Origin of the sequence: Streptomyces sudanensis, from assembly GCF_023614315.1 — a bacterium.
Classification (GTDB): Bacteria; Actinomycetota; Actinomycetes; order Streptomycetales; family Streptomycetaceae; genus Streptomyces; species Streptomyces sudanensis.
In genome coordinates, this window is record NZ_CP095474.1 from 4,893,240 (window position 1) to 4,904,607 (window position 11,368).

General features: G+C 77.3%; 7 protein-coding genes and 3 pseudogenes. 3 read left to right on the plus strand and 7 right to left on the minus strand.

Features of this window, described 5'->3' with window-relative positions; translation table 11 throughout:
- Positions 1 to 2 precede the first annotated feature (2 nt).
- Positions 3 to 849, minus strand: a pseudogene (locus MW084_RS22655) (DeoR/GlpR family DNA-binding transcription regulator); the annotation flags it as partial.
- 206 nt (positions 850 to 1,055) lie between these two features.
- On the opposite strand from MW084_RS22655, the gene MW084_RS22660 reads away from it, so the two are divergent.
- Entirely contained in the window at positions 1,056 to 3,431 is a 2,376-nt protein-coding gene (locus MW084_RS22660; RefSeq protein WP_010471928.1) for a hypothetical protein, read from the plus strand.
- Here the strand turns inward: MW084_RS22660 and MW084_RS22665 are convergent.
- From MW084_RS22665 to MW084_RS22685, 5 genes and pseudogenes are all read right to left on the minus strand, one after another.
- Positions 3,401 to 4,252, minus strand: an 852-nt coding sequence (locus MW084_RS22665) for an AAA family ATPase (RefSeq protein ID WP_275563761.1), incomplete at its 5' end; no start/stop codon positions are given. The two genes, MW084_RS22660 and MW084_RS22665, sit on opposite strands and share 31 nt — an antisense overlap.
- A 1-nt stretch (position 4,253) precedes the next feature.
- A pseudogene (locus MW084_RS22670) lies at positions 4,254 to 5,842 on the minus strand (right-handed parallel beta-helix repeat-containing protein); the annotation flags it as partial.
- Positions 5,843 to 5,997: 155 nt separating this feature from the next.
- Complete coding sequence (locus MW084_RS22675; RefSeq protein ID WP_010476047.1) at positions 5,998 to 6,858, minus strand: MOSC domain-containing protein; 861 nt, start codon at positions 6,856 to 6,858, stop codon at positions 5,998 to 6,000.
- A gap of 81 nt (positions 6,859 to 6,939) precedes the next feature.
- Positions 6,940 to 7,223: DUF6643 family protein (locus MW084_RS22680; protein WP_338057703.1), on the minus strand; the 284-nt coding region annotated here is incomplete at its 5' end.
- Positions 7,224 to 7,225: 2 nt separating this feature from the next.
- Positions 7,226 to 7,425, minus strand: a pseudogene (locus MW084_RS22685) (DUF6643 family protein); the annotation flags it as partial.
- 246 nt (positions 7,426 to 7,671) lie between these two features.
- Here MW084_RS22685 and MW084_RS22690 point away from each other — a divergent pair.
- Complete coding sequence (locus tag MW084_RS22690) at positions 7,672 to 9,249, plus strand: TerD family protein (RefSeq protein ID WP_275563762.1); 1,578 nt, start codon at positions 7,672 to 7,674, stop codon at positions 9,247 to 9,249.
- A gap of 25 nt (positions 9,250 to 9,274) precedes the next feature.
- On the opposite strand, the gene MW084_RS22695 is transcribed toward MW084_RS22690, so the two are convergent.
- The gene (locus MW084_RS22695) at positions 9,275 to 10,462 is read right to left on the minus strand and encodes a glycosyltransferase (RefSeq protein WP_010476038.1); all 1,188 of its coding nucleotides are present in this window, start codon (positions 10,460 to 10,462) and stop codon (positions 9,275 to 9,277) included.
- A gap of 73 nt (positions 10,463 to 10,535) precedes the next feature.
- On the opposite strand from MW084_RS22695, the gene MW084_RS22700 reads away from it, so the two are divergent.
- A partial coding sequence (locus MW084_RS22700) for a glutamate racemase (RefSeq protein ID WP_275563854.1) occupies positions 10,536 to 11,239 on the plus strand: 704 nt, incomplete at its 3' end.
- Between the last annotated feature and the right edge of the window lie 129 nt (positions 11,240 to 11,368).

The following is an 11,368-nucleotide window of genomic DNA, read 5'->3' on the forward strand; positions in this document are numbered from 1 at the left end:
CNGCGCCCCGACCGCGTCCCGCCCGCCGGCCTCCCGCTCCGCGACGACCAGGCCCGGCAGGTGCTCCGCCATTGCGGCCCGCACCCCGTCCGGCACCCCGGCGTCCGTCACCAGCGTGTCGACCTCCTCCAGCCGGGCGAACGAACTCAGGCCCGCCCTCCCCCACTTGGTGTGGTCCGCCACGACGACCACCCGCCGCGCGGACCGGATCAGCCGCCGGTTCGTCTCCGCCTCCGCCAGGCTCGGCGTGGACAGGCCGGCCTCCGCCGACACCCCGTGCACCCCGAGGAAGAGCACGTCGAAGCGGAGCGTCCCGATCGCCCGGTCCGCCACCGGGCCGACCAGCGCGTCCGACGGCGTCCGCACCCCGCCCGTCAGCACCACCGTCGCCGCCCCCGGCCGCTCCCCGCCGCCCGGCTCCGGGGCCGGCGCGGAGTGGAACGCGTCCGCGATCCGCACGGAGTTCGTCACCACCGTCAGGCCCGGCAGGCCCACCAGGCGCCGCGCCACCGCGTACGCCGTGGTGCCGCCGGACAGGGCGACCGCGCTGCCCGGCGCCACCATCGCCGCCGCCTCCCGCGCGATCTCCTCCTTCGCCGCCGGTCCCGGCGCCGGCTCCGGGCCGGGGACCGGCCCGTGCGCACCCGTCCGGGCGGCCGGCACCGCGCCGCCGTGCACCTTCTCCACCACGCCGCGCCGCGCCAGCGCGTCCAGGTCGCGCCGCACCGTCATGTCCGACACGTCGAGCCGGCGGGTGAGCTCGTTGACCCGCACCCCGCCGCGCCGTCTCACCTCGTCGAGGATGAAGGCGCGCCGCTGCTCCGCGAGGAGGTTCTGGTTGCCGCTCACCGCAGGGGCCGGTCCTTCCGTGGTCAGGGGACGTACTCCGGGGGGCCCGCCGTTCGCGCGGCGGACCGGGCGGACACATCCTGTCACGCGTCCCGCACCGCGGGGCGGAGGGAGATTGCGCGAGAGCCGTGCGCCGCGCCTCCCGACCGGCCAGGCTTGTCCTGTCACCCCGTCACCCGTACGCGCCGCAGAGAGCGAGCCCCCAAGTGCCCCCAGCCACACCGGAACCCGTCCCGGCCGCCGCGCCGGAGCCGCGCGACACCGGAGCCGCGCTCGAACTCCTCGTGCACGGCGTCGGCGGCACCACCCCCGGCGAGATGCTCGACGACCCCCGCACCGTCCGCGTCACGGGCGACGACACCGCCGCCGTGTACCGGCGGGCCGCCGACGTGCGCGCGGAGGACGAACCGGGCCGGTTCCGCGACGGCCCCGTCCCGGAGGCGTACTGCTGGTGCAACCTCACCTCCGGCAACGGCACCCGCGCCCTGTGGCTGCTCCTCCTGCCGTTCATGGTGATCAACCTGGCCCACTGGATGCGCCCGTCCGCCACCGGGCACGGCCGCTCCGCCCGCCTGTACGGCGTCCTCGTCCGGCTGGTCGCGCTCAGCCTCACCGTGCTCCTCACCGCCGCCGCCTGCGAGGTCGCCCTGGACCTGACGGCCTGGCAGTGCGCGGGCTCCGCCGCCTGCGCCGAGGGCCGCTCCTGGCTGGGCCCCCTCGCCGCCGCGGAGGGCGGCTGGTGGTCCCAGCCGGGCCGCCGCCTCACCGCCGCCGCCGCCGTCCCCACCGCGCTCGTCGCCCTCCTGTGGTACCTGTCCCGCCGCACCTGGGCCGCGTACGAGGCGCAGCGCCCGCCGCGCGCCGAGGAGGAGGACGACGACCGCCCCGCCCTCGGCCGCCCCGGCTTCTGGTACGGCCGCCGCCACGTCGCGCGGCTCCGCGCGGCGCACACCGCCGCCGGACTGCTCACCGTCGCCGCCGCCGTGGCGGGCGCCGCCGCCCGCCACGACCGGGGCGCCGGCGACACGCTGCGCGCCGTCCTCGGCTGGGGCATCGAGGGCGCCCTCGCCGTCGGGGCCGTCGCCGCGGCCGCCGTCGTCTGCCGGCGGGGGCGCAGCGAGGGCCGCCTCGACGACCGCCTCGACCGGACCCTGGTCGCCCGGCTGCCGGCCGCCGCCGCCGCCCTGCTCCTCGCCGCCGCCCTGTACGCCTCCTGGTCCCGGCCCGGCTGGCGGTCCTCCGGGTCCCTCCCGGGCGACGCCGCGTTCAGCGTCCTCCTCCTCGGCCAGGGCGTCCTCATCGTGCTCCTCGCGGCCGTCGCGGTGCGCCTGTACCGCCGCGCGCCCGACCCGCGCACCGCGCTGCACGGACTCGCCGGGCCCGCCGTCGCCGTACTGGCCTGCGCCCTCGGCGGGGTGATGGCGGGCGGGGTCGCCCAGCGCGTCGCCGACTGGCTCGACGGCCCCGGCACGCCCGGCGCGGGGGACGGCCCGATCGCCGGGCCGCCCCTGCTGCTCAGCTGGCAGTCCGCCGTCATCCCCCCGCTGCTGCTCCTGCTGCTCGCCCCGGCGGTGTTCCTGCTCGCCCGGACCGCGCTCGCCGCCCGGCGCCTCGAGCCCGCCGTCGAGGCCGAGTACCCGGGGGAGACGCCCGACCCGGTGCGCACCCGCCGGATCGCCCGCATCCGCGCCGCCGCCGGACTCACCGACACCGCCCCGGTCCTCATCGGGCTGCTCGCCGCCGCGACCCTGCTGCTCGGCGCGGTCGGCGTCGCCGGCACCTGGGGGACCGGCACGGTGCCGGGGGAGGCGTTCGACGAAGGGCCCGTCCTCCTCGACGCCGTCGCCGAGGGCAGCCAGGCGCTCGGCTCCTGGCTGGTCGGGGTCGGCTGCATCCTGTTCGTCACCTGGGGCCGCCGCGCCTACCGGGACGCCTCCGCCCGCCGCACCATCGGCATCCTGTGGGACGTCGGCACGTTCTGGCCGCGCGCCGCCCACCCGTTCGCCCCGCCCTGCTACGCCGAGCGCGCCGTCCCCGACCTGACCTGGCGGATGGCGTCCTGGACGGACCGCACGGGCGGGCGCCTGGTCATCTCCGGCCACTCCCAGGGCAGCGTCCTGGCGGCCGCGGCGGTCTGGCAGCTGCCGCACACCACCCGCCACCGCGTCGCGCTCCTCACGTACGGCTCACCGCTGGAGCGGCTGTACGGGCGGTGGTTCCCCGCCTACTTCGGCCGCGAACCGCTCGCCCACCTCCACCGCGAGGTGAGCGGCTGGCGCAACCTGTGGCGGCGCACCGACCCCATCGGCGGCCCCGTCCGGCTGCCCGCCGGGGACGGCCGGGCGGAGGTCGACCACCCGCCCCTGCGCGACCCGCTCGTCTACGGCCGCACCCCCGACCACCCGCTGCCCGAGCCGGTCCTGGGCCACGGCGACTACCAGGCCGACCCCGCGTTCGCCCGCGAACGGGCCGCGCTCCTCGACCGCCTGCCGCCCGCCCCGCCCCTGCCGGTGCCCCGGCAGCGCGGCGCCGGCACCGGCGGCGACGCCCCTCACGGCGACTCCGGCAGGTCCTCCGGGTAGAGCAGGCTCAGGTCGTCCGTGCTCGCGCCGGCGAGCACGGCGACCCGGCCCGCGTGCCGCTCCACCATCGACTCGAACACCTGCCGCGCGGTACGGCCGTTGCCGAAGGCGGGGCCCTTGGGCAGCGCCTCGAAGTACTTCAGCAGCGCCTCGGCCGTGCCGTCGGCGAGCCGGTACTCGTGGTCGTCGACCTGCTGCTCCACGATCCGCAGCAACTCGCCGGGCGTGTAGTCGGGGAAGCTGATGGTCCGTGAGGAACGGGACGCCACACCCGGGTTGACGGTCAGGAACCGTTCCATCTCCGCCGTGTAGCCGGCGACGATCACCACCACCGCGTCCCGGTGGTCCTCCATCAGCTTCACCAGCGTGTCGATCGCCTCGCGGCCGAAGTCCCGCCCCGAGTCCTCCGGGGACAGCGCGTACGCCTCGTCGATGAACAGCACCCCGCCGCGCGCCCGGTCGAACGCCTCCTGCGTGCGGATCGCCGTGGACCCGATGTGCTCCCCGACCAGGTCCACCCGCGACACCTCGACGAGGTGGCCGCGCTCCAGGACGCCGAGGGACGCGAGGATCTCGCCGTACAGCCTGGCCACCGTGGTCTTGCCGGTGCCGGGGTTGCCGGTGAACACCAGGTGGCGGCGGACGGACGCCGCCTTCAGCCCGGCCTCCCGCCGCCTGCGCCCCACCTCGATCATGTTGGTGAGGGTGCGGACCTCCCGCTTGACGCTCTCCAGCCCCACCAGCGCGTCCAACTCGCCCAGCACGTCCTGGGAGCCGCGCACCGGCTCCGGGGCGGGCGCGGCGGCCGGCACCCGCGCCGGNGCCGCCCCCGGCGGCCCGCCGGGGGCGGGCACCGCCGCGGTCGCCACGGCCGGCACGACGGGTCCGGCCGGCGCCGGGACCGCCGCGGACGGGGAGCCCAGGGCGGCGCGGCCGGTGACACCGCTCTCGTCGCTGGTGCACTCCTCGGCGACCGGACCGTCCTCGCCGAACTCGTACCCCCCGCGCGCGCAGCGCTCCGTACGGCACCGCCGCAGTGTCGTCCGGCACCCGTCCATCACGTGGAAGCCGTAGCCGCCGCTGCCCGTGACGCGGCAGCCGGTGAACGTGCCGCGGCCCTCCGCCGACACGTAGAACCCGGCCTCCGCGGGCGAGGCGACCGTGCACCGCTCCACGGCCGGGTCGGCGCCCTTGGTGACGATGACCCCCGTCTGCACCCCGTCGAACGTGCAGCCGGCGAGCGTGCCTCCGCTGCCGTGGTCGCGGAACCAGGCACCGGTCGCCGCCTCCCGCACGCGGCAGTCGTCCAGTTGCGCGGTCGCCCCGTCGCTGACGGACACGGCCGTGTTCCGCACCTGCGACAGGTCGCTGTCGACCACGTCGACCCGCGACCCCCGGTCCAGGACGAACAGCGCGTCCGGCACGTCGTGCACGCGGCAGGCCTCCAGCACCGCCGTCGCCCCGTCGCTCACCCACACCGCCGGGTAGTCGCCCGTGCTGTCGTGGATCTCGCACCGGTTGGCGTCGACGCGGGTGCCCGGGTCCCACACGGACAGGCCGTTGCGCCCGAACCGCCGCACCTTCGACCGCGTCAGCGTCAGCACCGACCGGGACCGCAGGTCGACCGCGTTCTCCGGCACGTCGTGGATGTCGCAGTCGGACAGCGTCAGCACCGCGTCCGTGTCCAGGGTCACCCCGTCCGCCGACGTGCGGTGCACCACCGAGTCGGACAGGTGCGCCACGGCCCGCCCGCCGACGCGCACGCCGCTGCCGCGGATCTCGTACACCTCGCAGCCGACGGCCTCCAGGGAGCTGTCCTCGCCGGTCACCGACAGGCCCGCACCCGAGGCGTGGTGGACGCGGCACCGCTCGATCCGGGGGCGCGCCCCGCCGGTCACCGACACCCCGGCCTGGCCCGCCGAGACCACCTCGCACTCCTCGAACACGCCGCCCGCGCCGTCCAGTACGCCGATGCCGACGCCCGCCGGGTTGTCGACCGTGCACCGCCGCACCGTGGGCCGGGCGGCCGCGCCCCGCACCTCCACACCGGCCGCCGAACGGGTCACGATCCGCAGGTCCAGCAGGTCCGGCGAGCCGTCCTCGACGAGCAGCGCGGGCGCCGCCGCGTCCTGCCCCTCCAGGTGCAGGTCCCGCACGGTTGCGGAGGCGCGCACGGTCAGCGGCACCCCGTCGGCCGGTGCGATGCGCACCGAGCCGGCGGCGCCGTCCGCGCCGCGCAGCGTCACGGCGTGCCGCAGCACGAGGTTCTCCCGGTACGTGCCGGGGGCGACGGTGAGGACGTCGCCGTCCGTCGCGGCCTCCAGGGCCGCCGCGAGGGAGGCGTACTCACCCGTGCGGCGCCGCCACCGCGACGCGCCGCTGTGCGTGACCTGGACCGTGCCCTGTGCCATGGTGCTGATCTGCCCCCGCCTCGTGTGCTCGCGGCCGTCCGCTCACCGGCCCGTCGGCCCCACCGTAGCGCGCACGGCGGAGCCCGGGCGGCCCGCNNNNCCCCCGCCGGACGGCGCCCTGCGCGCGGCGTGCGCGGCGCCGTCCGGCGGGGCCGTCACGCCCCGTCGCGGAGGGCGAGGACGCGCACCGGGTCGCCGACGCGCAGCGTCCCCGTGGACTCGGGGACGAGGTTCTGGCCGAAGACCGCCTTGCCGTCGATCCTGCGGTGCCGTGCCAGTGTGCGCAGCGGCTCCCGGCCCCGGACGCCGGTGCGCTGGTCGGTGGTGGTCACGACGCAGCGGCCGCACGGCTTGGCGACGCGGAAGACGACGTCGCCGACGGCGATCCGCGCCCACCGGTCCTCCTCCCAGGCGGCGGTGCCGCCGACGACGAGGTTCGGCCGGAACCGCTCCATGGGCAGCGGCCCCTCGTCGGCGTGGTCGCCCTCCGCGACGAGCGCGTTGAGGGCGTCGAGGGACGCGGTGGTGGTCACCAGGAGCGGGAAGCCGTCGGCGAAGCTGACGGTCTCGCCCGCGCGCGCGTACGCGGGGGCGATCGGACGGCGGCGCGCCGGGTCGTCCATGTGCACCAGCCGTACGTCGGCGCCCAGGTGGTCGCCGAACCACGCGTCGGGCTCCGGCCCGGCGGGCACGGCGTCGATCTTCGTGCCGAACACCTCGACGACGACCGTGCCGCCGGCGGGGTCGGGCACGGGGACGTCCAGCGGCGCGCGGCCGGGCGCGGACAGCCGCACCCCGCCGCCGGGCAGCGGTTCGGCGGAGAGGGGCGCCAGCTCGGCGCGCTGACGCTGCGTCACCGCCCTGCCGTCCCGGTCGGCGATCATCCAGCGGCGGTCCCCGGCCAGGCCCCACGGTTCCACGGCCGCCTGCGCGGGCGCGAAGCCGCCCAGGGCCTTCACGGGGTGGACGTGCAGGGAGCTCAGGAGGGGCTGGGAGGTGACCTCATCACTCGGCATGGCCCCATCCTGCCAGGGGTCCCCGGTCGGGGTGGGGCCGGTGCCGGGCCCGGCCGCCCCCGTCCCGCGGCGCGGGTCCCGTCAGTAACCGCCCTGGTACGGCCGCTGGTAGGGATCGTCGTACGGTGCCGCGGGCACCGGGGCGGGACGCGGCGCGACGGGGCGCATCGCCTCGTACCCGGCGGCCACCTGCGCGACGGGGCGCACCGGCTGGGGGCCGGGGTAGCCGCGCGGGGCCGTGGCCTGCTGCGGCACGTACGGCGCCGACGCGTGCGGCGCCGGGGTGTACTGCGGCGGGGCGTACTGCGGCGCGGGGGCCTGCTGGGGGTAGCCGTAGCCGCCGTAGGACGGGGCCGCGGGCTGNGNNGCGGGGGCCGCCGGGAGGGCAGGGAGGGCCGAGGGCAACGCCGGCAGGGAGGAGATGCCGGTGTCGTACGCGGCGGGCACTCGGATCGGGGCGATCTGAGGCGTGCCCCGCTCCGCGACGAGGGAGTCGTAGATCGGGGTGTCGGGGAACGACGGCGCGTGGTGGTACGCACCGCCGTAGGAGGCACGAGGGGAGGTCATGGCCCTAAGTTAAGCCCACGGTGTGCCGGGTGGAAGGCCGATAAGCGGGTTGTTTGACGTATCTTGCGCGGCCCCGGAACGGCAATGCGATCGAACATGGGGAAATCGGTCGCCGCGATGAGCGATGATCGCGCAAAACCCGAGCTGACAGGGGGTTACCGGCGAGTTCGCCGGATGTGGCGGAGCGGTCGGGATTAGCGTGGCCGCCGCACGGGTGGCCCGGATCCGGAACGCGATGGGGGCGTCATGTCCATGATTAAAGGAGCCAATGTTCCGGTGCCCGCGCGAAGTCTTCGCGTCGAATTGGGCTGGCGTTCGGCTCCCGGGGTGCCCGAGGTCGACGCGTCGGCCCTGCTGCTCGTGTCGGGGAGGGTGCGCTCCGACGCGGACCTCGTCTTCTACAACCAGCCGGCGCACCCCTCGCGGGCGGTGCGCCACGAGGGCAGACGGGTCGCGGGCGCGTCCGTGACGGAGACGCTCGCCGTGGACCTCCCGCGCGTGGAGGCCGAGGTGGAACGCGTCGTCCTGGCCGCCTCGGCGGACGGCGGCACGTTCCGCCGGGTGCCGGAGCTGTGCGTCAGGGTCCTGGACGCGGCGGACGGCGCGGAGGTCGCCCGGTTCGACAGCCGGGACGCGACGGTGGAGACCGCCCTCGTCATGGGCGAGCTGTACCGGCGCCAGGGCGCCTGGAGGTTCCGCGCGGTGGGGCAGGGGTACGACACGGGGCTGGCGGGGCTGGTGAGGGCCTTCGGCGTCACAGTCGACGAACCGCGTCGGCCGGACCCTCCGGCCGACGCGGTTTCGTCGCCGGTCCCCGCCGCCGTCCGGCCCCCCGCCGTAGCGCCGGGGACACCGCCGCCGCCCTCCGCGCGGACCGCCGCACAGGGGCCCGCGCCCGCTTCCGGGCCCGCGTCTGCGCCTGCGCCTGCCTCCGGACCCGCGCCTGCTTCTGCTTCTGCGCCCGCTCCCACCTCCGGACCCGCGCCTGCTTCCGGGCCTGCTGCCGTGAACGCTCCCGTGCCCGCCTCGGCTCCCGCGCCCGCTTCCGTATCCGCTTCCGTATCCGCGTCCGCTTCCGTATCCGCGTCCGCTTCCGTATCCGCGTCCACTCCCACGTCCGCTCCCACGTCCGCTCCCGTATCCGCGTCCGCTCCCGCGTCCGCTCCCGCTCCCGCGCCGGCGCCCGTGCGGCTGTCGAAGGCGATCCTGACGAAGGACGTCCCGTCCGTGTCGCTCGCCGAGCAGGGCGGCACCTCCGGCATCCTGCGGGTCAACCTCGACTGGAGCGCCCGCGGACCGGCGCGGGACCGGGGCGCCGGGCGCGGCGGCGCCTCCGCCTCCCCGCCCGCCCTCGACCTCGACCTGTGCGCCCTCTTCGAACTCGCCGACGGCAGGAAGGGCGTCGTCCAGGCGCTCGGCGGCACCTTCGGCGCCCTGCACCACCCGCCGTACATCCACCTCGACGGCGACGACCGCACGGGCGCCGTGGAGACCGGCGAGAACCTCACCGTCAACCTCGACCACAAGGACGCCTTCCGCCGCATCCTCGTCTTCGTCACCCTCTACGAAGGCGCCCGCAGCTTCGCCGGACTGCACGCCACCGTCACGCTCACCCCGCGGCACGGCGCCCCCGTCGAGTTCTCGCTCGACGAGTGCGCCGTCCCGTCCACCGTCTGCGCCCTCGCCCTGATCACCCGTCAGGGGGAGGACCTGGTCGTCCGGCGCGAGGCCCGCTACCTGGTCCCCCCGCACGGGGTCAGCCCCCAGCGGACCGTGGACCGCGCCTACGGCTGGGGCGTGGAGTGGACGCCGGCCCGCAAGTGAGCGCCCCCGGAACTCCCCGGGACCGTCACCGGTCCGCCGCCCCCGGGGCGGGGTACGTACGGCCCTTCCACGCCGCGCCCCGCCCCCGGTGGTGCCGGACCGCCGAGTCGACCGTCATCAGCAGGTACAGGGCGGCCGTCAGCGGCAGGAGCGCGGCGAGCCACGGCGGCTGCCCGCAGTAGCGCAGCATCGGCACGTACGTGCCCGCCATCACCGCCCACGCCGCGCCGCCCGCCCAGGCCGCCGCCGGATCCCCGCCGACCGCCCCGGCGGCCAGGCACAGCGGCGGCGCCAGGTACACCAGCGCCAGCCCCGCCACCGCCGCGGCCAGCAGCGCGCCGCTGTGCCGGAGCTGGGCGTACGCGCTGCGCGCCACCATCAGCCACAGGTCCGCCAGGCGCGGGTACGGCCGCACGCTCTCGGAGTGCTCCGCCAGGCCCAGCCAGAGCCGCCCGCCCGCGCGGCGCACCGCCCGCGCCAGGGCCACGTCGTCGATCACCGCGCCCCGGACCGCGTCCGGCACCCCGGCCCGCCCGGCGGCCTCCGTCCGCAGCAGCACGCACCCGCCCGCCGCGGCCGCCGTCCGCGCGCCGTCCCGGTTGACCAGGCGGAACGGGTACAGCTGACAGAAGAAGTAGACGAAGGCCGGCACCACGAGCCGCTCCCACGCGCCGACCACCCGCAACCGCGCCATCTGCGACACGAGGTCCAGACGGTGCGAGACCGCCGCGGCCACCAGCCGGCGCAGGACGTCCGGGGCGTGCGCGACGTCGGCGTCGGTGAGGAACAGGAACTCCGGGGCGCCCTCCTGCCGGGCGCGGACCGTCCCGACGCCGTGCCGCACCGCCCACAGCTTGCCCGTCCAGCCGGGTTCCGGCGGCCCCGGCGACACCACCGTCAGCGGCAGCCCGGTACCGGCCCGCCGCCCGGCCAGCGCGCGGGCCAGGTCCCCGGTGCCGTCCTCGCTGCCGTCGTCGACGAGGACGACCTCGGCCCGGCCCGGATAGTCCTGCCCCAGCAGCGACGGCAGGGTCGCCGGGAGGACCTCCGCCTCGTCCCGCGCCGGGACCACGACCGCGACGGACGGCCAGCGGGCCGGCTCCGCCGAGCCCCGCGGCAGCCGCTGACCGGTGTGCCAGAACATGCCCCGCCCCAGGAGCAGCCACGTCCACGCGGCGCACGAGACCAGGGCGATCCACGCGATCACGCTCATTCGCCGCAGTCTGCCCCACAACGGCGGCGGGACGGGCCCGGTCGGTTAGGGTGACCGGGTGAAGATCGCGCTCATGGACTCCGGGATCGGTCTGCTGGCGGCGGCCGCCGCGGTGCGCCGGCTGCGGCCGGACGCCCGGCTCGTGCTCTCCTCCGACCCCCAGGGCATGCCCTGGGGCCCCCGCACACCGCACGACGTGACCGCGCGTGCGCTGGCCGTGGCCCGCGCCGCCGCCGCGTACGAACCCGACGCGCTCGTCGTCGCCTGCAACACCGCCTCCGTCCACGCCCTGCCCGCGCTGCGCGCCGAGCTGGAGCCGGGCATCCCCGTCGTCGGCACCGTGCCGGCGATCAAACCGGCCGCCGCCGCCGGCGGCCCCCTCGCCATCTGGGCGACGCCCATCACCACCGGCAGCGCCTACCAGCGGCGGCTGATCGCCGAGTTCGCCTCCGGGGTCGAGGTCACGGAGGTGCCCTGCCCCGGTCTCGCGGACGCCGTCCAGGAAGCCGACGAGGAGCGGATCGGCGCCGCGATCGCCGCGGCCGCCGCGCTCACCCCGCCCACCGTGACGACCGTCGTCCTCGGCTGCACCCACTACGAGCTGGTCGAGGAGCGCATCCGCGGGGCGCTCCGGTCCGTCACCGGCCGGGACGTGGCGCTGTACGGCTCCGCCGGCGCCGTCGCCGCCCAGGCGCTGCGCCGCGTCGGCGCGGCCCCCCTGCCGGACGCCCGCCCGGGGGCGGAGGCCGACCTGACGGTGCTCCTCGACGGCCGACCNCTCCTNNCCTCCCCGCCGCCGCCCTCGCCTACCCCGAGGGCAGGCTGCTGCGGGGCCCGTTCACGGCCGGCTGATCCGGCGCGCGGCCGGGGAACCGCGCCGCCCGCGGGACCGGCGCCTCCGCGGCG